The 23,651-nt window shown below is 56.0% G+C and carries 21 protein-coding genes; 7 read left to right on the top strand and 14 right to left on the bottom strand.

All coding sequences use genetic code 11. The annotated features are described in order from the left end of the window. Nucleotides 1-10: 10 nt before the first annotated feature. Nucleotides 11-961 carry an NAD-dependent epimerase/dehydratase family protein gene (locus TH25_RS21515; RefSeq protein WP_114090330.1) on the top strand — a complete coding sequence of 317 codons (951 nt, stop codon included), beginning with the start codon at nucleotides 11-13 and terminating at the stop codon, nucleotides 959-961. 74 nt (nucleotides 962-1,035) lie between these two features. After that, on the top strand, nucleotides 1,036-1,743 hold the full coding sequence (gene mobA, locus TH25_RS21510) for a molybdenum cofactor guanylyltransferase (RefSeq protein WP_181847763.1): 708 nt from the start codon (nucleotides 1,036-1,038) through the stop codon (nucleotides 1,741-1,743). Here the strand turns inward: mobA and TH25_RS21505 are convergent. The 5 genes from TH25_RS21505 to TH25_RS21485 form a co-directional block, all read right to left on the bottom strand. After that, complete coding sequence (locus TH25_RS21505; protein WP_114090328.1) at nucleotides 1,719-2,258, bottom strand: DUF2478 domain-containing protein; 540 nt, start codon at nucleotides 2,256-2,258, stop codon at nucleotides 1,719-1,721. The two genes, mobA and TH25_RS21505, sit on opposite strands and share 25 nt — an antisense overlap. Nucleotides 2,259-2,356: 98 nt before the next feature. After that, nucleotides 2,357-3,529 (bottom strand): AI-2E family transporter, encoded by a 1,173-nt coding sequence (locus tag TH25_RS21500; RefSeq protein WP_220151477.1) that lies wholly within the window; start codon nucleotides 3,527-3,529, stop codon nucleotides 2,357-2,359. A gap of 161 nt (nucleotides 3,530-3,690) precedes the next feature. Beyond that, nucleotides 3,691-4,413, bottom strand: a complete 723-nt coding sequence (gene phbB / locus TH25_RS21495; protein WP_114090327.1) for an acetoacetyl-CoA reductase — start codon at nucleotides 4,411-4,413, stop codon at nucleotides 3,691-3,693. 248 nt (nucleotides 4,414-4,661) lie between these two features. Beyond that, on the bottom strand, nucleotides 4,662-5,834 hold the full coding sequence (locus TH25_RS21490; RefSeq protein WP_114090326.1) for an acetyl-CoA C-acetyltransferase: 1,173 nt from the start codon (nucleotides 5,832-5,834) through the stop codon (nucleotides 4,662-4,664). 192 nt (nucleotides 5,835-6,026) lie between these two features. Continuing rightward, on the bottom strand, nucleotides 6,027-6,485 hold the full coding sequence (locus TH25_RS21485) for an Lrp/AsnC family transcriptional regulator (protein WP_114090325.1): 459 nt from the start codon (nucleotides 6,483-6,485) through the stop codon (nucleotides 6,027-6,029). Between the two features lie 229 nt (nucleotides 6,486-6,714). On the opposite strand from TH25_RS21485, the gene TH25_RS21480 reads away from it, so the two are divergent. Beyond that, nucleotides 6,715-7,698, top strand: a complete 984-nt coding sequence (locus TH25_RS21480; protein ID WP_114090324.1) for a nucleoside recognition domain-containing protein — start codon at nucleotides 6,715-6,717, stop codon at nucleotides 7,696-7,698. A gap of 6 nt (nucleotides 7,699-7,704) precedes the next feature. Here the strand turns inward: TH25_RS21480 and TH25_RS21475 are convergent, their stop codons facing one another. After that, a complete protein-coding gene (locus TH25_RS21475) occupies nucleotides 7,705-8,820 on the bottom strand; it encodes an alpha/beta fold hydrolase (protein ID WP_258549265.1) in 1,116 nt (371 codons plus the stop codon). Further along, on the bottom strand, nucleotides 8,750-9,775 hold the full coding sequence (locus TH25_RS25540; protein WP_258549264.1) for a hypothetical protein: 1,026 nt from the start codon (nucleotides 9,773-9,775) through the stop codon (nucleotides 8,750-8,752). Before TH25_RS25540 ends, TH25_RS21475 begins: the two co-directional genes overlap by 71 nt. A gap of 320 nt (nucleotides 9,776-10,095) precedes the next feature. On the opposite strand from TH25_RS25540, the gene phaR reads away from it, so the two are divergent. From phaR to TH25_RS21460, 3 genes are all read left to right on the top strand, one after another. After that, entirely contained in the window at nucleotides 10,096-10,728 is a 633-nt protein-coding gene (phaR, locus tag TH25_RS21470; RefSeq protein ID WP_114090322.1) for a polyhydroxyalkanoate synthesis repressor PhaR, read from the top strand. 383 nt (nucleotides 10,729-11,111) lie between these two features. Further along, a complete protein-coding gene (locus tag TH25_RS24805) occupies nucleotides 11,112-11,555 on the top strand; it encodes a hypothetical protein (protein WP_147253064.1) in 444 nt (147 codons plus the stop codon). Nucleotides 11,556-11,727: 172 nt separating this feature from the next. Next, entirely contained in the window at nucleotides 11,728-12,123 is a 396-nt protein-coding gene (locus tag TH25_RS21460; protein WP_114090320.1) for a helix-turn-helix domain-containing protein, read from the top strand. Nucleotides 12,124-12,266: 143 nt separating this feature from the next. Here TH25_RS21460 and TH25_RS21455 read toward each other — a convergent pair whose 3' ends face one another. The 3 genes from TH25_RS21455 to TH25_RS21445 are packed head-to-tail and all read right to left on the bottom strand — an operon-like array spanning nucleotide 12,267 to nucleotide 16,638. Next, entirely contained in the window at nucleotides 12,267-12,791 is a 525-nt protein-coding gene (locus TH25_RS21455) for a DUF805 domain-containing protein (RefSeq protein ID WP_181847761.1), read from the bottom strand. Then, nucleotides 12,788-14,482, bottom strand: a complete 1,695-nt coding sequence (locus TH25_RS21450; protein ID WP_114090318.1) for a toxin-antitoxin system YwqK family antitoxin — start codon at nucleotides 14,480-14,482, stop codon at nucleotides 12,788-12,790. The genes TH25_RS21455 and TH25_RS21450 overlap by 4 nt, the downstream gene beginning before the upstream one ends. After that, nucleotides 14,479-16,638: a hypothetical protein gene (locus TH25_RS21445; RefSeq protein ID WP_114090317.1), complete on the bottom strand. Its 2,160-nt coding sequence runs from the start codon at nucleotides 16,636-16,638 to the stop codon at nucleotides 14,479-14,481. The genes TH25_RS21450 and TH25_RS21445 overlap by 4 nt, the downstream gene beginning before the upstream one ends. Nucleotides 16,639-16,895: 257 nt before the next feature. Here TH25_RS21445 and TH25_RS25145 point away from each other — a divergent pair, with 257 nt between their 5' ends. Continuing rightward, entirely contained in the window at nucleotides 16,896-18,821 is a 1,926-nt protein-coding gene (locus TH25_RS25145; RefSeq protein WP_181847759.1) for a DUF2207 domain-containing protein, read from the top strand. Nucleotides 18,822-19,099: 278 nt separating this feature from the next. Here TH25_RS25145 and TH25_RS21435 read toward each other — a convergent pair whose 3' ends face one another. From TH25_RS21435 to TH25_RS21420, 4 genes are read right to left on the bottom strand one after another with little or no spacing between them, the layout of a single operon-like run. Next, the gene (locus TH25_RS21435; RefSeq protein WP_114090316.1) at nucleotides 19,100-20,104 is read right to left on the bottom strand and encodes a TRAP transporter substrate-binding protein; all 1,005 of its coding nucleotides are present in this window, start codon (nucleotides 20,102-20,104) and stop codon (nucleotides 19,100-19,102) included. Between the two features lie 37 nt (nucleotides 20,105-20,141). Continuing rightward, nucleotides 20,142-21,419 (bottom strand): TRAP transporter large permease, encoded by a 1,278-nt coding sequence (locus TH25_RS21430; RefSeq protein ID WP_114090315.1) that lies wholly within the window; start codon nucleotides 21,417-21,419, stop codon nucleotides 20,142-20,144. A gap of 9 nt (nucleotides 21,420-21,428) precedes the next feature. After that, the gene (locus tag TH25_RS21425) at nucleotides 21,429-21,953 is read right to left on the bottom strand and encodes a TRAP transporter small permease (RefSeq protein ID WP_114090314.1); all 525 of its coding nucleotides are present in this window, start codon (nucleotides 21,951-21,953) and stop codon (nucleotides 21,429-21,431) included. After that, on the bottom strand, nucleotides 21,950-23,368 hold the full coding sequence (locus TH25_RS21420) for an FAD-binding oxidoreductase (RefSeq protein WP_220151476.1): 1,419 nt from the start codon (nucleotides 23,366-23,368) through the stop codon (nucleotides 21,950-21,952). Before TH25_RS21420 ends, TH25_RS21425 begins: the two co-directional genes overlap by 4 nt. Nucleotides 23,369-23,651 lie beyond the last annotated feature (283 nt).

Genomic DNA, 23,651 nt, shown 5'->3' with positions numbered 1-23,651 from the left:
TGGGGGACCAATGGCGACATACCTTATTACCGGCGGCGCCGGGTTTATTGGCTCACATCTGGCAGACAGATTACTTGCCAATGGCGATCAGGTCCGCGTTCTTGATGATCTTTCAACCGGCCACCGTGACAATCTTTCAACCGAAGCCAACCTGATTGTCGGCAGCATTTGTGACCCGAATGCCATCCGCGACAGTATGGCAGGATGCGACGGTGTTTTTCATCTCGCGGCTGTGGCATCAGTGCAAAAAAGCATCGATTGCTGGGCGGAAACGCATCAGGTCAATTCCCAAGGAGCCGTGAATGTCTTTGAAGCGGCGAAAAATGCCGGAAAAATCCCGGTCGTTTTTGCATCCTCAGCGGCAATATATGGCGATAACGCGGCCATTCCGCTGTCGGAAACGGAAACACCCCGGCCAATTTCCTTTTACGGTGCCGACAAACGGGCAAACGAGGTGCATGCCGGCCTGGCGGCATCGGCCTATGACATGCGTTTTGCCGGTTTGCGGTTTTTCAATGTTTATGGCCCGCGCCAGGACCCGTCCTCACCCTATAGCGGCGTGATCTCGATTTTTGTCAACCTTGCCCTCGCCAACCGGCAATTGCAAATTTTCGGGACAGGCGAACAAACGCGCGATTTTGTTTTTGTCGCCGATGTCGCCACTGCATTGCATCGGGCAATGGCCTATTTGCACCGCACCCCAAAAGGCTGTTTCATCACGGCCAATGTTTGTCGTGGTCAGGAAGTTTCCATTCTGGACCTTGCCCGCGAAATCACCCGCCTGGCCGGGAACACAGATGAACCGGCCTTTCATGACGCACGTCCGGGCGATATTATGCGGTCGGTAGGCGACCCGTCGCGCCTGCACAACGACATCGGCCATCGTGCCGATATTTCGCTGGAGGATGGATTGCGTGCGCTGCTGGATTGGGAAGAAACGCGCAAGGCAACAGCGAAATAGTGTATATCCGTCATCAGGGTCTCAGTCTGCCACCCGACTTCAAACCATGACATATCCAAACCATGCCCGGTTCCATGCCTCGTTCCCCAGCAGATAATGCAAATTCCCAAGCCCCGGTTTTTACCGGCCTTGTTCTTGCGGGCGGGGCGGGCACGCGCATGGGGGGCAACAAGCCCTTTCGCAGGCTCGGGCCACGACCACTGATCGATTATGCCATTGCCAATGCCCGGCGCGATTGCCAACACATTCTGATTGGCAGCAATGAAGACCCGCAAATCTATGCCCCCTATGACTGCCCGGTCATTGCCGACCAGCCCCGTGCAAGGCTGGGGCCATTGGGTGGCATACTGGCAGGGTTAAAACACCTGGCCGATGGCGGCGACTGGCTGGCAATTTATGCAGTGGACTGTCCCGTTTTGCCTGTGGGCCTGCCGGAAATGCTGCATCGGGCCATTGGTCTGGCAAATGATACCAACACAGCCGTGACACAAAACCGGGTTCTTGCCGCCCATGCCCGCTATAATGGTCGCGACCACTATCTGGCCTCGCTTTGGCACAGGGACATGGCCCCGGTTATTTCCACCCTGCTGGCGCAGGATCAGCGCCGCGTGCGCCTGGCCCTGCTGGCGGGAAACGCCCGCGCCATTGATGTTCCCATACCCGATAACAGCAAAATGGCCGATCTGCTTTTTGCCAATATCAACCAGCATGACGACATCGTCCGGCTTGAAAAAACCCTGCCTGAAAACCTGCCCGATCAGTTGCCGGACTTTGACGTCTGAACCTTCTGCAAACAATGTTCCCGGCACCAGCGATAAACGCTGTCTTCATCCGCGGAAAGTTCGATGGCCGCACCGCCGGAAAAAACCTCGAACGCCTCGCGATTGAGGGCGTTAACGCCCAAAAGAACCGGTACATCACGCATCAGCATTTGCGCGATCAAATCGCGAAAACCACGCCCCTGGGCTTCATGTTTGCCAAATTTGTTAATCACCAGTAAATCAATATCCGGTCGGCTTTCCAGCGAGGCCTCGACAGCGGCAACCGCCTCTTCGAGTGCCGCTACGTCAAGGCGACAGCCGCGGAACTCATTGCCCAGCTTTTGGGAAATATCAAATTGTGCGCCAGCGGGCAAAACCTGCACCAGCATATCGCAGTGACGCGCACCTTCACGTTCCGCATTGATTTGCACCACACCAGCCAGGTTGGCCCCCTCGCGGATCAGACGCCGGGCCACATTTTCAAGCAAACGGTCAACCTGCCCGCGTTCCTGCACCGCAATGAATGCAAATTTCATCTTTGCCCCGTCGTTTATCCGACCAATCCCTGTGCGGGGAAATTATTGGCATGATGCCGCCTATCCTGTCCAGTTTCAAACGCACGGGCACATCACAATCAACCGCTTTCGGCAGGGATGTGTTTTTCACGCGCACCAAGAAACTCGCTTAACCATCCCAGCCCGTCCACATGATGCGACAAAACCTTGATGATAATCAGCATGGGTACGGCCATAAAAATACCAACCGCCCCCCAAAGCCAGCCCCAAAAGGCAATCGCCAGAAACACCGCCACCGAATTGATCTGCAAGCGTCGTCCGACCAAAGACGGTGTTACAAACTGACCTTCAATGACGGTGCAAGCCATATAAATGGCTGGCGGCACCAGTGCTGCCCCCAGGGTCGGCAGGGATACCAGCGACACAATGGCAACAATGCCAATCCCCACCAGCGCGCCAAGATAGGGCACAAAATTCAGCAGGGCTGCCGCCAGCCCCCACAACACCGGATTGGGCATATCGGTAAAGGAAAGACCCGCCGCCACACATATGCCCAGGCAAACATTGATGACAAAAACCGTCAGCAAATAGCGCGAAATTTCGCGCTCAATATCCTTGGCGATGCGCAGGCCGCGTTTTTTATCCTTGAATGTCGGCAGGGCCTTGATCAGCTTTTCGTAAAACATATCGCCCGACGCCAACATTAACAGCAATAATACGACCGTAAGGCCAATACCGCCAAAAATTTCCGGCGCGCCCCGAGCAGCCTGATTGAGAAGGTTGGGTTCCTTCACTACAACTTCCTGCACATTGGACTTGGGATCCTGCCGGGTTGCCTTTTCAACCTTGCGCTGGGCTTCCTGAATATTTTCAATCGTCCCGGCCATTTCCGCCAGCTTGAGCTGCAACTGTTTTTCAATGCGCGGGGCATCATCAATCCAGTGCGAGATCGGCGCGCTTAACCAGTATCCTCCGGCAAAGACACAGGCCGTCATGGACAAGACCAACACCAGGGCCGTTACCGGTTCGGGAATGCCGCGGCGGAAAAACCAGCGCACAACCGGCGATAAAATCAGCGAAAACAACCCGGCCAGCACCACCGGCAACAACAGGCTCTGGGCAAAATACAAAACCCCGCACACGGAAATAACAAACAGACCAACAATCGACACGATCACCATACGATGGGCGCTTAATGTGCTCATCGCCGTGCCCGATGCCTGGTCTTCCGTTTGGTCTTCCGGTGCGCTCACAGCAGCACCCCGCAAATAAAATCGTACCTTTTTGGTCATTTTGGTCGCCCGCCTGCCTGGATACCGGAATTTCGCATGACCAGCTTAACGACAGGCCCCCTTACTTGTTCCCCCAGCACCCGACACCCCCAAACAGCAACACCCCGGACAAGCCGGGGTGCTGAAGATCTCACGATATAAAGAAACTGCGGTCAGGGCCGTCACCCCATATGCTGCCCGCCATTGATCGACAGGCAGGACCCGGTAATAAAGCCCGAATTCGGCCCGGACAGATACAACACGGCCTGGGCAATTTCATCGGCTTCGCCAAGACGACCGACGGGAATTTTGGCAATAATACCTTCCAATACCTTTTCAGGCACAGCCGCCACCATGTCGGTATTGATATAACCCGGTGCAATGGTGTTCACCGTAATGCCCTTGCGTGCCACTTCCTGTGCCAGGGCCTTGGTAAAGCCATGCACACCGGCCTTCGCAGCCGAATAGTTGGTCTGGCCCATTTGCCCTGCCTGACCATTGATCGAGGAAATATTGATCACCCGGCCATACCCGCGTGAACGCATGCTTTCAAGCACGGGCTGGGTCATGTAAAAAAGCGAACTCAGATTGGTTTCAATGACGGCCTGCCAACCTTCGACCGACATTTTGTGCATAAAGCCGTCGCGCGTAATCCCGGCATTATTGACCAGGACATCCACCGGCCCCAGTTCGGACTCCACCTGCTTGATACCCTGGGCACAGGCCTCCGGGTCCGCAACGCTCCATTTAAAGGTCGCAATACCCGTTTCTTCGGTAAATTTATGAGCAGCCTCATCATTTCCGGCATAGTTTGCCGCCACACTGAAACCCGCATTTTTCAGCGCAAGGCTAATCGCCTTGCCAATACCACGGGTACCACCAGTAACCAGTGCAATCTGGGTCATTGCAGACCTCCCTAAAAACAGTTTCTAAAATCGGTCCTGTTTTTACAAAACCGCGTCAGTACCAAGTTTTTTATCCAATCAGGCCCCGTTGATATAACCCTGGATTTCACAGAATTCCTTGATTTCAATCAGAGCCTCTGCCAGCAACACCCTACCGGCCTTATCCGCACACGGGTTATGATCCCTTTTATTGCGCGCTCAGAATACCGGGGCGGAAAAGGGTCCTTGCCCGATCCCGCCCCTGTTCCTTATCGTTCAACACACAGGGCAATGCCCATGCCACCGCCAATGCAAAGGGTGGCAAGGCCCTTTTTGGCATCGCGTTTCTGCATTTCATGAAGCAGGGTCACAAACACACGCGCCCCCGATGCGCCAATCGGATGGCCCAGTGCAATGGCCCCGCCATTCACGTTTACCTTGTCGGTATCCCAGCCCATGTCGCGGTTCACGGCAATGGCCTGGGCGGCAAAGGCTTCGTTTGCCTCGATCAGGTCAAGGTCCGATGCGCTCCAGCCGGCCTTTTCCAGCGCCTTGCGCGATGCCGGAATCGGCCCGCTGCCCATAATCGACGGATCAACGCCCGCCGTGGCCCAGCTTTTGATTGTCGCAAGCGGCGTCAGGCCGCGCCGTTTGGCTTCCTCGGCCGACATCAAAACCAGGGCGGCGGCCCCGTCATTAATGCCTGAAGCGTTACCGGCCGTTACCGTGCCTTCCTTGTCAAAGGCCGGGCGCAGCTTTGCCATCGCGTCAACCGATGCTCCATGACGCGGATATTCATCGGCATCAAAAACGGTTTCACCCTTGCGGTGCTTAATGGTCACAGGTGCGATTTCATCATTAAAACGACCGGCTTTCTGGGCGGCTTCAGCCTTGTTTTGCGAAGCAACGGCAAAGGCATCCTGCTCTTCGCGGCTAATGCCCCATTTTGTCGCAACATTTTCGGCAGTATTGCCCATGTGATAGCCGTTAAAGGCGCACCACAGGCCATCCTTGATCATGGTATCAATGAACTTGACATCGCCCATCTTGTGACCATCGCGCAAATGCGCCACATGACCCGAAAGGCTCATATTTTCCTGGCCGCCTGCAACAACAATGGTGGCATCACCCGCCATGATCTGCTGGGCACCCAATGCCACGGTCCGCAGGCCCGAGCCACAAACCTGATTGATCAAAAACGCAGTCGCCCCTTCGGAAACACCGGCACCCAGTGCCGCCTGGCGGGCCGGATTCTGCCCTTCGCCAGCAGTCAGAACCTGCCCCAGTATAACTTCATCCACGGCATCGGCTTCAACGCCCGCGCGCTCCAGGGCCGCCTTGATCGCGATGGTTCCCAGCTCGTGGGCCGGGGTACCAGAAAGCGTGCCATTGAATGCACCAATTGGTGTGCGCGCGGCACCAACAATTACGACCTCGGTCATCAAACCCTCCGAAACATTTGTTTTGCGTTTACCTCCGGCCCGTTCGCTCAGTCGACCGAACCAGTTTTGATCTTATCGCGCCACAGTGAAAAGCCAAGCATTGATACATGACTCTTTAGTACAGGACGCAGCGCCATTCGTTCCCGCCGCAAGACCATACGGAAACCCTGAACTGACATAGGCAGCCAAAGGTCAAAACGCTACGCCCGGATCATCCTTTACCGTTTGAACCGCAATATAGGTGCGAAACCATGCGACATTGGGATCTGCGTTAAACAGCTCGTCACTCAGGGCCAAATATTCATCCATGTCGCGCATATATAAAGTCAGCACGCAGGACACTTCGCCCGTCACCATAAAGCACTGCCGCACTGCCGAAAGTTTGCGGACTTTTTCGATAAAGTTCTGACGATGCTGCGGTCCATGCCGGACAAATTCCAGCGTGATCACAGCACTTAACGGGCGCCCCACCAGGGCCGGATCAATGATTGCCACCGTGCGCGCAATTACGCCATCCCGGCGCAGTTTCGTCACCCGGCGCAAGCAGGCAGAGGGCGAAAGACCCACCATATCCGCCAGCCTGGGGGTCGAAATATCGGCATCGACCTGCAATTGCCGCAAAATACGACAATCAATTTGATCAAGCTCCATCCCGGTTTCCTTTCATCAGAAGGCGGCACACATACGTGCATCATTGAAGCGCAATTTCGCCAATATACGCCGAATTCACGCAGTTAAACGCCTTAAAACGCCGCCCCAAAACAGAATTTCCCGATAATCTGGCAGGCAATTAACCGGGATCGCACCGCACAGGTCCTTGGCCGCGTTGACTGTTGCCAAGACTGCCCTTCCGACAATTTGTCTATCAACGGGATTTTTCATGCCGCCCTATCTGATTTCGCTTTTAACCCGCAGTCGCCGCCTTTTCATTACCCTGGCAAAGGTGATGGTTCCCATCATGCTGGCCGTACGAATTGCCGAGCAATTGGGCCTTGTCGAGATGGCATCGAGTGTTTTAACCCCGGTCATGGCGCTGATTGGCATGCCGCCAGAAGCCGGGTTGATCTGGGCAAGTTGCCTTTTCATCAATATTTACGGCGCGGTTGCTGTCATTGCCGGGCTGGCCCCGCACCTTGATATGACATCGGCCCAGCTTAGCGCGCTATGCGCCATGATGCTGTTTGCTCATGGCATTCCCGTAGAACAGGCCGTGGTGAAAAAGGCCGGGGCCAGTTTCTGGGCAACGGCAGCCTTGCGTATTTTTACCGCCCTGTTTTATGCCGCCTTCATCACCTGGATCAGCCGCCATACCGGCTTGCTTGGCGAAAAAATCGATCTGTCCTGGATGGCCGCCAATGGCAGCGATGCCATCAGCCAAACCGGCTGGGCTGGCTGGTTCGCCTGGGCGGAAGGCACATTTTATTCCCTGCTTGCCAGTTTTGCCATCATTGCCGGGCTTCTGGTCTTGCTCGATATTCTCGAAAAAACCGGCATCACCGAACGCTTTACCACGGCCCTTTTGCCCGTTTTGCGCATATCGGGCCTGTCGCGCGCGGCCGCGCCTGTCACCACTATCGGCATATTGCTGGGGCTAACTTATGGGGGGGCACTGATCATTGATGAAGCCCGGCAAAAAAACTTCCCGCCGCGCACCCTGTTTCTTGCGCTTTCCTGGCTGTCCCTATCGCATTCCCTGATCGAGGATACCGTGATCATGCTGGCCCTTGGGGCGAATATATGGGTGGTTCTGGTGGGGCGCGTGGTGCTGACCCTGATCATCATGATCCTGCTCGCCCGCTTCACCCGCCGTTGGCAAACGGCCAAGCCCCAATCCTTTAACCAGCAACCGCAGGGGGCCGACTAACCCCCCTCAGCTTTCAGCCAGCCAGTCCACCACAGGCTGCCAGGTCGAGGATTGCGCCCGCGACCCCACCATCATGCCAATATGCCCGGCTGCCGGTCGGTGCGCCGTGCGGATATCGACATTCAGTTTATCATACAGGGCCAGCGCGCTTTCGGGGGGCACAATACGGTCATTTGACGGGATCACCACCAGCGTCGGGCACCTGATTGCGGCCGGATCAATGGTCATGTCATCAATTGCCCACTGCCCCCTGGCCGGGCGGTTTTCCACATACCAGCCAATCAGGCAATCAACAGCCACATTACGCGTCAATGGCACACCGTCATTAAGCCAATCCTCCAGGGCGACAAAATCTTCGGCTTTTGGCGAGTCCGGTTTCATTGCGGCAAAGCGACGAAATTTTTCGCCAATATTAAAGGGATCAAGACTGGCAAACAGGGTTTGCAACACATCGACCGGCAATTCGTCATGCACCGAAAGCATATGCGGCAAGGTCGGGGCAAAGGCGGCGGCGATCCGGGCCTGGGTCGGACCGGCGGCCATGAAATCCCACGGGGTTGCCAGCAAAACCAGCCTTGACACCAGGGCAGGTTCCAAAAGGCATGCGGCCATTGCCAGCACACCACCCATACAATAGCCCACCACCGGCAGGGGACCGCCATACATCTCCGCCATATCCTGCACGGCCATCACCAGCCGCCCGGCAATAAAATCATCCAGGCCAAAATCCCGCTCATCCGCACCGGGATAGCCCCAGTCCAGCAATAACGGACGGTATCCCTGTGTCGCCAAAAACCGGGCAAAACTTCTTTTACGGTTCAAATCCAGGATGTAACCGCGATTGATCAGCGAAGGTACAAGCAAAATGGCCCCTTTGGGACAATTAGCGGCAAGGGCACCGTAATCATAAATCCGGCTTGAACCTTCCTGCCAGATGACGGGCATATCATCCGCCTCGCGCTGGTAGGGATGGGCCTGATAGCGCCGAATGCCATCCTGCAGGGCGGAATGCTGGGCAAAAGCCGCCCGGTCAACCGCCTGGCCCATCACGTCATTGCTGTGCGGGGTCATCTCCTGGCGCAGGCTCTCCGCTGCCATCGTCAATTCCGGCTTCCAGGGCATCAATTGTTTCCGAAAGAGCGGCAATGCGGCGCGCGAGCTCAGCCAGCTCGTCATCTCGACCGCCAGGTGCATCGCCAGGGGCCGTGGCCCGGCGCGACGGGTCTGTGTTTTGATCTGGCTTTTGTCGTTCTCGCCCATTCTTGTCCCCAGTGCTGGCTTGCGCCCCGTTATGGTCATACGTCGCCCGGTTCCGGGCGGCATCTGTGTCCAGGTTCAAATTTGTGTCGGTCTTTGTGTCACCTAAACCGCCAGTTTTCGCCAGATCCGATGCCATTGCCTGTTCCCCCTTTTCCTCGCCCGGTGTGGCGGGCGGGCTTTCTGCCGGGGCATCGGCTTTGCCCGGACCCGGGCGGGGGTGTGGTGCAGGTTTTAAAAACGGGGCAGCGAATTTGTGCATCATTGCCGTCGGATCAAAGGCCGGCGGCATCGCCATCTTGGTAAAGTTAGCCCCAAACGGAGTCGTCGCGCCGGGACTGGCAGGCCCTTTATGTTCGGCATCCGCCGCTCCCGCATCCGGGGCAAAGGGATTTTGCACGGGCGCCTGTCCGGTCGCCAATTGTCCGATCAACCGGCCCCAGGCTTCAAACCCCTCGGCAAGGCGGGATGTATCTGCCCCCAAACCGGCATATAACCGGCCAATGGCACTGGCGGCATCACTGCCACCGGCTGTCGCGGCGGCCTGGGCGCGCCATAAGTCCAAAAACCGTTCTGCCAGTGCGTCGGGGTCAACTGGTCCGTCCTGCGCATTTTTGCCGTCCCCTCCTTGCGCACCTGCCATTTTCTCATCAGCCGCATTTTCCGGTGACTCTGTCTTGGCGCGCTGGTCTGCATTGGTCTGGTCACTTGCAGCCTGCTTTTGGGCCTGCTTTTTGCGCTGTTTTTTGCCTTTACTGGCCGATGTCGCCGTTTTTCGGCTGCGCGGGCCTGTCCCTTTGCTATTGCCCTGATCCGTCATGGCCTTTTACCAACCCCGTTATCTCCTGCGCGGTGTCACCGCACGTCTGTGCACCGCCTTCCACTATAGGACGATACCCTTTACGAGAAAATCAAATCCCGTATTGCGCAGCAACACGATCAAAACACAGCCGGTTTTGCAACGCACGGGACGTTGAGTACTGGACAGCTATGCAATTAAGCGGCACTCTTGCAGTTGGCATTAGCAATTGCAGCAGGCAATATGCTGCGCCACAAGACATCTTGAGCGCATAGATGATTACGACAAAAAGCCGGTTTGCAAACCGCACGTCGGGGTAACAGGGAAGCAGGGAACACGCCATGACCACGAAAAACACCAATGACCAGGATCGCGTCGTCATTAAGAAATATGCCAACCGGCGCCTGTATAACACCGCAACCAGTTCCTATGTCACGCTCGATCATCTCGCCCAGATGGTCAAGGACAATACCGATTTTGTCGTTTACGATGCCAAAACCGGGGACGACATCACCCGTCCCGTCCTCACGCAAATCATTGTCGAGGAAGAAAACAAAGGGCAAAACCTCTTGCCCATCAGTTTTCTGCGTCAGTTGATCGGCTTTTATGGCGACAGCCTGCAAGGCCTCCTGCCCAGCTATCTTGAACAGGCCATGCGCTCCTTTGCCCATAATCAGGAACAAATGCGCGACTACATGCAGGACACCATGAATGGCATGTTCCCGTTTGGCCAGTTCGAGGAAATGAACAAACAGAATATGGCCCTGTTTGAACAGACGATGAAAATGTTCTCGCCCTTCCTGGCCAAGGAACAGGAACGGGCCCAGAATAATGGCACCGCGCCCAGCGCGACGCCCCGCAAGACAGAGGCAGAAAACGCCCAGCGCGATGCCTCGCTTGACGAGTTGAAATCCCAGCTGGAAGCGATGCAGGCCCAGCTTAACAGCCTGGTTGAAAACAAGACCCGCAAATAGGCAGCCCGCCGGAAAACGGATGGGCCGACTGACCGGCCTGTCTTCCCTATCGGTATTGTACGCTTTCAAATCGCCCCGGGGTTCCCACCGTTCCCGGGGCGTTGTTTTACCATGCCTGCACGTCCCTTCGGGGTTACGCCATCCTTCATATCCAAAGACACCTGTGCAAATGGCACCGTGCGGCACCGCAATAGGCAGGCTTCATAAAACGAAAGGCCCTATCTGATTCGGCATTAATCCTGCATGGATTTTCCACCAAAGGACGATTTATCAAAACCTGGCGATTCGACCGGCAAAATTTGCCCTGTGTGCCGCAAATACCCCCTTTGCGATTGCGCGACGCGGGCAGAATTTGCACCTGAAAAACCGGATTTTGGTCAAAATTGCCCTTTGGTGCCTATGAAAAAGGGAAGATACGCAACTCAAAGGCTTCAAAAAATTGTGATATAAACCGGCAAGACAAGACAAAAAAAATGGTTCTTTCCGCTCCACTTGCCTCCTCTGTTCGTCCCTCGGCAGCCAGCAGCGCCGGGACCGGGAGCATGCGTGGAATCAGGGTCGAGCATGCTGCACCGCCGCATAAAAATCTGGCGATAAATCAAGGCGCAGCGCCGTGGCTGGACAATCATTTCCCCGGTGGCAGCAGTGCCTTTTGGGCCCAACTTTTGGGTCAGTTATTGCCCGGCGAAACCCCAACCCAACCTGCGATCATTCAAAAGGCGCATGTCAGCTATGCAGCTTTTTTCACACCCTATGGGTCAGAAACATCCGTGTTTTTTTCGCCCTTCGGACTAGACAACGACACGCCAATTGACCTATATACCTAGCTTCCTTCGGATCGTTGAGAACGATATCTGACTCCCAGTCAGACTCCCGCCACATCAGAATCCTCGTTAAATCAAGACCAACAGATATGGCAGGATGGTGCATTTATGACGCCAAACAACGACCCGGGGTGGGAACCTTTATAACTGGCGGTTGATAACGGATAAAAATGCGATGAATGCAATTTCCCCCAACGATGAACCCAAACGTGCCAATCGTGCGACCGATACCGATCGTTATGTCGGTCAACGCATTCGCGAACGCCGCATCATGCTTGGCTTCAGCCAGCAACAGATGGCGGACCTGATCGGTGTCACCTATCAGCAGGCCCATAAATACGAACGCGGCATTAACCGCATTTCTGCCGGTCGTCTTTATGAAATCTCCCAGGTTCTTGGCGTGCCTGTCAGCTACTTCTACGAAGGGCTGGAAGGCAATCAGGAAACCGAATTGAACGCGCGTCAGCGCATGTGCCTTGAACTGGCCCGCAATTTTGCCAGCATCAAACACGAAAAACATCAGGAAGCACTGAGCCAAATGGCCCGTGCCCTTGCCGACCAGGCAGCCTGATCATATCTGGCAAAAATGCCGTTCTAAAAAAGGCTGCCCTCCCACGGCAGCCTTTTTTAATACGCCCGACAAGCACGCCGGCAACAACCATCAATCACCCCTGCCTGGTGTTACAGCGGTGACGGATGATTGATTTACAAACCTCACGAACCACTATTTCCGCCCTTTGCGGGTGGTCCAAAACGGTTGGGCAGCCGGTCCCCCGGCCGTGCCAGAAACACAACAAGGCAAAGTGCGGCTGCCAGCCACGCCAAGACCCCGGCAAAGGCCACCAGACTGACCGGCACGCCAATCCTGCCCTCTTTCCCGATATGTTCAAAGGCATTGGTAAAAAACCATACTGGCACGCTACCAATGGCCGTAACCACCAGCGGCAAGGCAACAGGGAACAGCATCCACCATCCGGACCGGTTCACATCATGAAGACGACGGACACCAAAGGCACATAGCGACCATAACATGCTGACAATAACAAAAACCGTAACCGGATGACGGTCTGGCAGGTTACGGGCCGGATCGGCCGGAAAAAACAGATTATCCGCAATTCCGGCCATCAACACCGCGATCAGAAAAACCAGTACAAACCGCCAGTATTCCGACCGGGAAGCCCGCCCGTCAAACCGCACGAGCTTCCGCACATAAACCTGCTTTGCAGCATGGTCCGTCACCGCGATTCTGCCCCTTCGATGGGGATGAAGCTTTTCACCAGCCGCCCGTCACGAAAGAGTTTGCGCGAAACCGGCCCTTTATCATCATAATAGGTGACATAACCTTCGCGCTTGTTGTCCTTCCACATCTGCACTTCTTCAAGCGCACCATTATCGGCCAGGATATAGGCGGGTCCGTCTTTACGGTCGTCTTTAAACGTTGTTATCGCGATAGGATAACCATTGCCGTCATACAGCGTCCAGCGGCCCTGCCTGCGTCCCTTGTCATATGTTCCCCCGCGGCTGGTTTCGCGAAAGGGAATCTTTTCAAGCCATTTCCCTTCCTTCACACCATCCACATAAAGCCCGCCAGCGACCATCCGGTCGTCTTTGAACTCTTTATAAGGGCCATCCAGCGTGCCATCCTTATAGGTGGCAATTTTCATCAGCTTGCCATCCGGCTTCCGGAATGAACGCTGTTCACCGGTCAGTTTTCCATCATCATTATAGGTTTCCTTGATGATGTAGGTCGATTGTTCGGTACGACGCCATTCACCTACACGCTTGCCATGATCATAATACCCTCGGTCAAGCTCTCTACCGCGCCAGGAACGCGTATAAAGGCCATCTTCCTCGCCATCAATAAAGTGAACCCGGGTTTTGATCTGGTCAATCCGGGTGGTCGAAACATACAGCCCCTGATACTTGCCATCGACCATTTCAACCCGGTCCCACAGGGTGTCACCGACATAAACCGTCCGCAGCATATATCCATCCGCCCTGATCTCGGTATCCACCATGTTCCCGCTATACTCGACCGTTTTATGCGCCGGGCCCTGCCCCTCGACCTCAACCGGTTCTTCCAGCCAGGTGAGTTCGCCTTCCGCCGACCAGTTCCGTTTTTTCAAAACGCTTCCGTCATCGGCATAATCGGTCTGGGACACCAGTTGCCCCGATTTCATCCAACGCTTTGCGCTGCCGGTCGGCCGCCCCATGACATAGTGACGTTCGGCACGACGCTCGCCAGACGGGAAATATTCAATGACATCGCCATCGGCCACGCCATTCACATAATTTCCTTTCTCCAGAAGGTTGCCGTCCTTGTCATAATCCATATAGGGGCCGTCACGTTTGCCCTCGGACCAGTGGACCTCGGCAGAAAGCTGGCCGTTTTCATAATATTTGCGTTCGACACCGTCGCTACCGCCCGCAACATTGGTGGATTCAACTTCCAACTGGCCGTTTTTATAATATTCCTGCCACGGACCGTTCAGCACACCATCCTTCCAGGTCTTAACAGCCCGCTTTTTGCCATCAATCCAGTACCAGGTTTCGGTACCGTCTTTTTTGCCATTTTTATAGGGCGTGACGGCGGCAAGATTCCCCTCTTTATCAAAGGTGCGTTCCTCGCCGTCCGGCTGCCCGGCATCATTTAGCGGCGTTCGGCTTTTCAGCGCACCCGAGGGATAATAAATCTCGTATTTGTCAACCTTGTGCCCCTTATCAAGCGTCGGGGCCGTGTTCCAGACACGGGCATACAGATCATCATTCGCGTCATAAATCTCGATGACATAAACGCCGTCCTTTTTTTCCTGCTTGGGCGGTGTATAGCGATAGTCACCGTCTTTCGCCGGTTCCAGATCATAATTGACAGTCGCTGCCTGTGCGCCGCTCGCCGCAAGAACAAAAAGAAGTGCCAGTATGCGTTTCATTGTGCGTCCTCCCACGGTTCGGGCAAATCAGGGAAACGGGCCTCGATGCGGCGGCTGACCTGCTGGTCTTTTTCAACTGCCTTCAAAATACGGGCCGGTCTTCCTGCCGCGCGAATATGCCCATCTTCAAACAGGGCGGACGCCAGTGTGTCGGTCGGCGACAAAGGCGCCTCCCCGGGGGATACCAGTGCCAGTGCCGTGCCATCGGCATCAACAATGCGAAAACGCCTGTTAAATTCCGCGATTGTCATGCTTGATGCAGTACCCAAAGCCTCGAGATCAATCTGCCAGGGCCGTTCTGGGTCCGGTTTCACAGCGGTTTCCTGCCATTCAATCTTCGCATCGCAGTTCAGCACAACCGTAACCGGGTCGTGACCATAAAAATGCTGGCGAATACCATCATCGGTTTGCATTTCCCACACGGTGACGCCGGGCTGACTGTCGGGCTGTGTCTTTTTGAAAACCAGATCATGCCTCGCCAGCGATGCAGGTTTTTCAAGCGCCGCACGGCAATACTGCGCCTGTTCTGTCGCGAGCGAAAAACGAAGAGACGCAAGATCCAGGCCATCGGGCGTCACATCGCCCAGTGCCGGCGGTGCACCTTCGGCAAAAAGCGGCTGTAATTTGGGTTCGATCTCAGGGTCCAGGCGCGCGCCGCGCTTGGTCAGAAAAACCACTTCTTTGCTGACCTTCGGGTCTTCAGTATAGCGGAAAACGCGGATATCAATTTTCGCCGGAACTTTATCGGTCTTTAGCGGAATCCTGACGGCGCTGTAATTGGGTTGTGCCAGTCGACGGGCCAGGCTTTCCTCCGATGAGAGCCAGTCTGGCCCACGATCATCGGCATAAAAGCGCGCCTTAACCTTGCTTCCTTCCGGAAAAGAAAACGCGAAATAATCCCAGGGCTTGCCAGATGCCAGCAATTCATATCCGTCATCGGTTGGCGTGAGCCGGACCGACGCACCATTTTGCGCAACATGGGCCGTGCCGTCCTTGTTCGGATGCAATGTCATGGTAAAGGGGCTGGCAGGGAACCAGTCCACCTTGGCCCGCATTTCGGTTGCCTTGCGCAGGTTATCACGCGCATCACCAATACCGATCGGACGCGCCTGGAACATCGTTCTGGAAACGTTATCCGAAACTGCATATGTCCCGGGGTAATCGGCGATAAAGGCCGTATCCAATGCCGTCTTCTGATCAAAAAGTTGCAAATCGTGAACGGCAAAACGGCCAATATGAAAGCCGCCGCCAACATCGTGATCAAACTCCGCTACCAGAATGTCGTTATATTTATCGACAGTCCCCGGCGCATCCGGGAAAACCAGATCAGGGTCCGGTTGCGCCAAAATCGACGGCAGCGGCCCGGTTTTCATGTCACTCCATTTCTGGTCTCTTTTAAAACGGGCATCAGGCAATGGATAGGGCGATTCTGCTGTCGTCATCACAATGGTTTGCCGCAGAAAACGCTCTTTGTCTTTTCCTCTCGGCGAACGGTTTTCAACAGTCAGAACCGCACTTTCAACCCAGCCGGTCTTGCGCGCAACAACCGAGAGCCCCGACATTTTCAAGTCATCCGCATGACCTTCGTAACGAATATAAACCTTGTCCGGCGTCACTTTGCTCACGGTAATATCAACATTGTCGATGCCCGACATTTTACCGGTTGTGTGCCAGTTTTCCTCTACCGTGATCGCAACCGGCGTCATCGGCTGGGCAAGCTGATTACTAATCATATTGCGCATAGCACCAGGCATTTCTCCATCCCCGCGCGGCGCAAACGACGTAATCTGGTGGCTTTCCGTATCCAGCGAAACGACAAACCCTTCGCGCATCAATTTGGCAAGATCGTCGGGAAAATCCCCCAACGCGCTGCTCACTGTCCGTGGTCCATCGCTATAGGAAAAATATAACGGGAAGGTCTCAAGACTGACGCGATTATCGCCCTCACGCCCCGCAACCTTGAACCGTGTCAGCGTCGAAAAGGATTCGTGATCAACATACCCGTCGGGTTTCACGATCCCGGAGCTCATGGAAACTTCAAAATGATAGGTTCGCTCGCTCCCGGCGGGCGGATTGAATACAATGGTCTCGGCCTGGGCCATCCCGGACATGGCGGTGACAAACAGGGCCGACCAGCAGAAACATCTTTTAATCATGCTATCTCCTTTAATCATCGAAACATGAAGGAAGCAGCACGCAGAGACAAGTACCCTAAGTTGTTTTTACGGAAATCTTCCCGGAACATGTCATCTTGACCGGAAAATTTGTTTATGAATAATTTTCGTTATATAATATCGTCTTAACAGTACATATGGAACAAATCGTCTTAAAAAACTGTCGGTAATTCATCATGGGATCTTGGGCAATTTTTCAAAAAATTCATTCTTCCAATAAACTTAAAATAGATCGAATTTTGAAATATCTCAGTCATGGTACGACGGCGTCACTGCTAGGCTTCCTGCTGCTTCTTGCCTGTATCACACCTGCATCCGCACGCGAAAAAATCCAGCAGTTTCACAGCGACATCGTCGTCGGCGCCACAGGACGCCTGACCATTACCGAAACTCTGCAAGTTCAGTCGGAAGGATACCGGATAAATCACGGTATCTATCGCGACCTGCCCATCGCCGGAGAAACACCGGAAGGCGGCATCAATGCCGGTGCCCTGGAAGTGCTGTCCGCCAAACTGGACGACAAACCGGTGCCAATGCACGTGGCACGCCGCGATGGCTATATCCGGATTTATCTGGGCGATTCCCAAACCAGTATCCCGAGGGGCCGCCACAGCTTTGAGCTGACCTATCGCACAGGCCCACAAATCAGACAGCTTGAAAATCAGGACAAACTGTACTGGAACGTTACAGGTTCCTATTGGGCCTTACCGATTGACCGGGCATCGGCCACCATTCACCTGCCAGAAGGTGCGGCAGCAACCAGTCTACAGGGATTTACCGGTCCATATGGTTCAACAAACTCCAATGCCATCCGCAGTTCCAGTTCTGGCGACGGCACAGTTGACATATCAACCTACCAGTTCCTTGCGCCCAAAGAGGGGTTGACCGTTGCTGTTACCTTTCCCCAGGGCTTCATCAGCGAACCAGGCTGGCAGCAACGGCTCTGGTGGACGCTGCGCGGGAGCCTGGGCGGGACAATTTCTGTCGTCGGCCTGATCATTCTCGGCGGGTTTTTGTTCCTAAGCGCCCGGTGGATCAAACACACATCGCACACGCATGGCGAAGAACCACGTGTCATCGAGCGCCGGAATCCCCCCCAAGGCGTAACACCCGCACAGGTCCAGTATATTGCGCAAAAACGCATGGTTGGTCATTCCGCCATGATTGCAACCATCCTCAATCTCGGGCTACGCGGCCTGATGACCATCGAACCCGTCGGAAAAGCCTGGCGGATTATTTTAAACAAGGATGCCCCCAAACCGGACACCCTCACCCTGGCCCCCGAAGAAGAAGCCCTTATCTCAGGCCTGCAGGCAGAAGGGGGAGATATCCTTGTCGAGCGTAAAAACCGGAAAAAGCTCCGGCGTGTTTTTGACAATTTCAGCAACGCCCTGCGCGAGGAACACGGTCGGAAATACTACATCTGGCATGGCAAATGGAAACTTGCCGCTGCCATTTTGTGTACCGCTCTCGCCTCGGCAATAGCCTTGACCAGCCTTCATGACGGCGCGGAACTCTTGCGCTATACGCCGCTTGCGGTGATATGGCTTGGTCTGTTGATGGGGGCCCTTGGGGCCAAAGGATCATCTGAAACATTATGCAATTCTCTCGGTAGTGGCTTGGGCGCCGGGCTGATCCCCGGCTGCCTGATGTGGCTTTTTGTCGGCCTGGTGGAAGGTGCGCTGGGATGGCTTGCTGCCATCGGGCTTGTTGCAACCCCCATCCTGTTCTGGGTATTTGCGTTGCGCATCGGTCATCCCACGCCAGAAGGGCAGGCGCGTGAGGCAGAGATCAAGGGACTGAAACGCTATCTTGAGCGCATGGGCAAGGCCCGTCACGCCAATCGCAGCGAAAGAGAAGCCCTGCCAGGGCTGCTTCCGTTTGCTGTCGCCCTTAAGATGGACTCTGAATGGAGCACCGCATTTGATCGCGTTTTAAGATCCGATGATCTCTACAGATTCAGAAATACCATCCCGCTGGGACTACATTCTTCCTTCTATTCTACAGGTGACAGCGGCAGCCAGATTTTCGATGCCTGCCAGTCCCTTTCCACCAATCTGACGAGCTGCATTTCCACCACCGGGTCTGGCAGTGGCGGCGGATTTTCCGGCGGCGGCGGCTTCTCCGGCGGTGGGGGCGGCGGTGGTGGTGGCGGCGGCTGGTAATGCAGCCCCCGTAATTTCCCCCAACGGGTCCAACAATATCTGCCCCCCAAAAGCCCGCAAAAAGCCCCGCCATCAAAAAAATGGCAGGGCTTTTTTCATGTCCGAGGTCACATTTTGCTGCGGGCTCCGCCCTTGCCGTACTTCAGAATGAACGCCTTTTATGCATCCGAAAAATCCAGCGGTTTCATACCTTCCGCCCCTTTTCCCAACCTGAAATTAAGCGCGGAGCGGGCGACGGTGTGGGGCGGCCAAACGTGCCGCCCCACACCTGTGTCTTTTTAGCTGTTGGCATTGATCGCACTGAGCAGCGAGTCCACGGCCTCGTCACCGATTTTGTCACGCACCATGTCCTGCAGCGGCGCAGTCGCGTCGCGGAACTGCTGCAGTTCGTCCTCGTTAAGGTCGATAATCTCCATATGTTCGGCGATCTGTGCGCGCTGCTTGCTCAGCATTTCGTCCTGCACGTCCCATTCAAAGTTGGCAGCATCCACCAGCACCTGGTCGACCACCTGCTGCAGGTCCTCGGGCAGGCTGTCATACCACTCCTTGTTGATGAGGTTCACGTTAGCCAGCAGGATGTGGCTGGTTGTGGTCAGGTATTTCTGCACCTCGTAGAAACGCTGCGAGAGGATGTGCCCAAAGGGGTTTTCCTGGCCGTCCACCACATTCTGCTGCAGCGCACCATAAAGCTCGGGAAAGGCAATCGGGGTCGGGGCGGCGCCAATCGCTTTCCAGGTCGCGACCGAATAGGGATTCTCGGGCACGCGGATACGCAGATTGTTCGACTTGATGTCCTCTGGCGTATGCACCGCGACTTCGGAGGTCGTAAGCTGCCGGAAGCCGGCATTATAGAACAAACCGAACTTGATACCTTTCTCTGCCAGCTTGTTATCGATAAAGGCCGAAAACTCGCTGTCATTGAGGATCTTGCGGAGCTTCGCTGTGTCGGTCGGGAAGACATAAGGAATTTCGAAGGCTGCGAATTCCGGCACGAACTGGACCGCACCCGAGGTCGAAATCGGCACGAACTGTATGTCGCCGAGCATAAGGGATTCCATCAGCTCGCGGTCGCCGCCCAATGCGCCGCCGCCCTGCTGCTGCACGTCGATACGGCCGCCGGATTTTTCCTCGATATCCTTCTCGATTTTGTCAAACGCCTGATAGAGCGGATGCGATTTGTCGTTCAGCGTGTGAGCGAGGATCATCGTATAATCCGCCGCCGAGGCGGACATCGACGTGCCAAGCACGAACAGTGCCGATATGGAAAGCTTCTTCAGGTTCATTGTTGGTTCCTCCCTGTAGGTTTTTACGCGTCGGCGATCAGCCGGCGAGACTTGGCAGCCAGAGCGTCAGCCCCGGCCAATAGGTGACGACCAGAAGGCCGACGATGAGCAAGGCGATGGGGATCACGAGACCACGGCATATCTGGATCACCGAAAGCTTGGTGATGCCGCTCGCGACATAGATGTTCACCCCCACCGGCGGTGTGGCAAAGCCAATCGCGAGATTGACCACCATGATCAGCCCGAAATGCACTGGATCAACGCCGTAAGGCGCAAGCACAGGCAGCAGGATCGGGGTCAACACGATGATTGCCGAAAGCGTTTCCATGACCATACCAACGCCAAGCAGGATCAGGTTGATCAGCAGCAGCAGAATGATCCGCTCGTCAATCGCGCCGCCAATGAATTCGCCAATGGCAGCGGGCACCTGGAGAAGTGTCAGCACGCGACCGAGTGCTGCCCCCGTCCCTGCAATGATCAAGATCGGTGCGATGGTAAGACCTGTATTGACCAGCACGCGCCCCAGATCGGAAGGCGAGAGTTCGCGGAAAATCACCATCGAAACAAAGCCGCCATACACACAGGCGATGGCTGCTGCCTCGGTTGGGGTGAAGGCTCCTGCATAGATTCCGCCAAGCACAAAAACCGGCGCAACGAGGGCCCAGAAGCTTTCGCGGAAGGCCTTCACTGTACTCACCGTTCCCGCATCAGAGGTGATACGCGCGGCGTGCTTGCGACCATAAAAATGAGCATAGAGCATCAGCAGCGAGCCAATCACCAGGGCGGGGCCAATGCCACCAATGAACAGTGCCGAGACCGAGACCTGCGCGGACATGCCATAGATGATCATCGGAATCGAGGGCGGAACAATGACACCTAGCGTGCCTGCCGCCGTGATCAGCGCGGTCGCGAACCGAAGATCATAGCCGCGCGCCACCAGCAACGGCACGGCCATAGAGCCAATCGCGGCCACCGTCGCTGGCGAGCTGCCGGAGATGGCTCCGAACAGCATACATGCCGCCACGGTAGACATTGCCAAGCCACCACGAAAGCGGCCGAAGACCGCATCGGCAAAGCTGAACAGACGACGGGCCAACCCGCCTTGCGTCATGATCTCGCCCGCCAAAATGAACAGCGGTACGGCCAGAAGCGGGAAGCTGTCAAGCGCGGTCACAATCGAGCGCACCACTTGCCCCGGATTGGCCGGAGCCCCAAACCAGCCAGGCAGCAGTGCCGCATAGCCGAGCGCAAAGGCGACCGGAATGCTCAGCAGCAAGACGACGATAAAGAAACCAAGAGAATAAGCGGCAAGCATCAGGGTCCCCTAAACGTCTTCGTTGATGACGGTATGGTTATCCGTCTGCTCATGGCCGGGAACAGCGCCGTTACGGATCAGCAGACAAAGGGCTTGCAGGGCGCGCAGAAAAGCCATCCCCATGCCCACCGGCACCGCGAGGTAAACCAGCCACATCTGAATCCCCAGCCCCGGTGAGGCCTGTCCGATCCTTGCGATCCGTTCGGTGAGCGGCACCGAATACCAGACCATCAGGGCGAAGAAGAGGCCCGCGCCAAGTAGTGCCAACACAGCAAAGACGCGCAGAAAGCGCGGTCCGCAGAGCACCGGAAGCAGATCGACCGAGATATTGCGGCCTTCGCGAACGGCGAGGCTCACCCCGATGAAGGTGCACCAGACCAACAGGTAGCGGGCCAGTTCCTCGGACCAGACCAGCGGTGACCCAAGGACGTAGCGAAACACCACCTGTGCCGCGAGGATCGTGACCAGTGCAAAGAGGATGGTGGCAAGGATCGCGCGCTCGAAATGCGCTTCCAGCAAGCGAAGCAGCTTCATGTGTCGATCACCTTGCCTGGGTTCAGGATGCCGTTGGGATCAAGCGCGTGTTTGACCCGCCGCATCACATCGAGCTCTTCGGGAGTGCGAGAGAATTCAAGGTATTTCTTCTTGGTCGTGCCGATCCCGTGCTCGGCCGAGACCGATCCGCCAAAGGCGCGTACGGTGGCATAGACCGCCTCGTCCAGCATCTCGCCGGGTTGCGGATCTGCCCCTGGCACCCAGGCCAGAAGGTGCAGGTTTCCATCACCGATATGCCCGTAATAGACGGAGCGCCCTCCCGGCACGGCTTTTGCCACGGCGGCCCGGCAGGCGTCGGCGAAGGCGTCCATCTGGCCCGTGGGCAGACCGACATCATAGGCATGGTGCGGGCCCAGCGTGGTCTTGAACTCGGCACAGGCGTCGCGTACGCCCCAGAAGGACTGCACATCCGAGAGACTCTGCGAAATCGCCGCGTCGTCGATGATCCCCTCATCAAACATTGATTCGAGAAAAGCCATGAAGCGCGGGCCGTCGATATTTTCGTCAGTGCCCTGTGCCTCGATCAGTACGGTGTGGGCGTGGGTCCCATCAAGCGGGTCGCGCACTCCCGGGACGGCGCAGGCCACCTGCCAATAGTCGGGCCACATCGCCTCGAAGGCCGAGAGCATCGGTCCCAGCTGGCGCCGCGCGCCGCGCAGCAGATCAACAACCTTGCCATAATCGCGCAGGCCGCAAATCGCCGCATGGGTACAGCCGGGCGCCGGGTGCAGGCGAAGCACCAATCGCGTGATCACCCCAAGCGTGCCCTCCGACCCGATAAAAAGCTGACGCACGTCGTAGCCAGTGTTGTTCTTGATGAGCTTGGACAGCGCGTTAACGACGGTGCCATCAGGCAACACCACCTCGGCACCAAGGACGAGGTCGCGCATCATCCCATAGCGGATCACCCGATTACCGCCCGCATTGGTCCCGGCATTGCCGCCGATAGCACAGGACCCACGTGCGCCAAGGTCCAGCGAGAAGAACATCCCGCGCTCGGCGGCAGCCTTCTGGATGGTCTCGAGCGGTGTCCCGGCCAGCACAGTCATCGTGGCCGACGCTTCATCGATTTCCTCGATGCCAACCATTTTTTCGAGCGACAATGCGATGCCGCCCGCAATCGGCCGTGCCCCGCCGCATAGGCCGGTCAGACCGCCCTGCGGCACCACCGGTACCCGTGCGGCATTCGCGGCGGCAAGGATCGCCGAAACCTGCTCGACAGAACGCGGGCAAAACAACGCGGCAGGCGCTTCCGGCGCGAGGGCTGACCAATCGTTCCAGTTACGTGGCGGCACCGGATCGACCAGCGCGGCGCGCGCGATCTCGGGCAGTCCAGATAGCATCGCGGCCAGCACCTTTGACTGACATGCAGGATTGGGGACTCCTCCGTCCATGCGCCGTATTCCTCCTCTAATACATTAGTTTTGCCCGATAGTTGCAGCTTGTCATATTAATGTCAACGAACTAACATGTCAGGCATGCATCCAGCTCCAGAGAAGCACATCTTTACGTCTTTTGACCTTCCCCCGGAACAGCCTCATAACGCAGGAAGATCATCAGTTTAAAGCAAACACCGGAATAAATAAAAAACCCCGCCATCAAAAGATGGCAGGGCTTTTTATTGGTTGCGGGGGCCAGATTTTGCAGCGGGCTTTGCCCTTGCTGAGCCTGCGCAAA

Source organism: Thalassospira profundimaris (genome assembly GCF_003326755.1).
GTDB classification, from domain to species: Bacteria; Pseudomonadota; Alphaproteobacteria; order Rhodospirillales; family Thalassospiraceae; genus Thalassospira; species Thalassospira profundimaris_B.
This window is presented reverse-complemented; position numbering and strand designations above follow the sequence as displayed.

Excerpts from the sequence above, each read along its gene's own strand:
- TH25_RS21490 (WP_114090326.1), bottom strand. The coding sequence starts at position 5,834 with ATGACCGAGGTCGTAATTGTTGGTGCCGCGCGCACACCAATTGGTGCA.
- TH25_RS21435 (WP_114090316.1), bottom strand. The coding sequence starts at position 20,104 with ATGAACCTGAAGAAGCTTTCCATATCGGCACTGTTCGTGCTTGGCACG.
- phbB (WP_114090327.1), bottom strand. The coding sequence starts at position 4,413 with ATGACCCAGATTGCACTGGTTACTGGTGGTACCCGTGGTATTGGCAAG.
- TH25_RS21450 (WP_114090318.1), bottom strand. The coding sequence starts at position 14,482 with ATGAAACGCATACTGGCACTTCTTTTTGTTCTTGCGGCGAGCGGCGCA.
- TH25_RS21430 (WP_114090315.1), bottom strand. The coding sequence starts at position 21,419 with ATGCTTGCCGCTTATTCTCTTGGTTTCTTTATCGTCGTCTTGCTGCTG.
- TH25_RS21515 (WP_114090330.1), top strand. The coding sequence starts at position 11 with ATGGCGACATACCTTATTACCGGCGGCGCCGGGTTTATTGGCTCACAT.
- TH25_RS21485 (WP_114090325.1), bottom strand. The coding sequence starts at position 6,485 with ATGGAGCTTGATCAAATTGATTGTCGTATTTTGCGGCAATTGCAGGTC.
- TH25_RS21480 (WP_114090324.1), top strand. The coding sequence starts at position 6,715 with ATGCCGCCCTATCTGATTTCGCTTTTAACCCGCAGTCGCCGCCTTTTC.
- TH25_RS25540 (WP_258549264.1), bottom strand. The coding sequence starts at position 9,775 with ATGACGGATCAGGGCAATAGCAAAGGGACAGGCCCGCGCAGCCGAAAA.
- TH25_RS21445 (WP_114090317.1), bottom strand. The coding sequence starts at position 16,638 with ATGATTAAAAGATGTTTCTGCTGGTCGGCCCTGTTTGTCACCGCCATG.
- TH25_RS21475 (WP_258549265.1), bottom strand. The coding sequence starts at position 8,820 with ATGCCCTGGAAGCCGGAATTGACGATGGCAGCGGAGAGCCTGCGCCAG.
- TH25_RS21420 (WP_220151476.1), bottom strand. The coding sequence starts at position 23,368 with ATGGACGGAGGAGTCCCCAATCCTGCATGTCAGTCAAAGGTGCTGGCC.
- TH25_RS21425 (WP_114090314.1), bottom strand. The coding sequence starts at position 21,953 with ATGAAGCTGCTTCGCTTGCTGGAAGCGCATTTCGAGCGCGCGATCCTT.
- mobA (WP_181847763.1), top strand. The coding sequence starts at position 1,036 with ATGCCTCGTTCCCCAGCAGATAATGCAAATTCCCAAGCCCCGGTTTTT.
- TH25_RS21500 (WP_220151477.1), bottom strand. The coding sequence starts at position 3,529 with ATGACCAAAAAGGTACGATTTTATTTGCGGGGTGCTGCTGTGAGCGCA.
- TH25_RS21505 (WP_114090328.1), bottom strand. The coding sequence starts at position 2,258 with ATGAAATTTGCATTCATTGCGGTGCAGGAACGCGGGCAGGTTGACCGT.
- phaR (WP_114090322.1), top strand. The coding sequence starts at position 10,096 with ATGACCACGAAAAACACCAATGACCAGGATCGCGTCGTCATTAAGAAA.
- TH25_RS21460 (WP_114090320.1), top strand. The coding sequence starts at position 11,728 with ATGAATGCAATTTCCCCCAACGATGAACCCAAACGTGCCAATCGTGCG.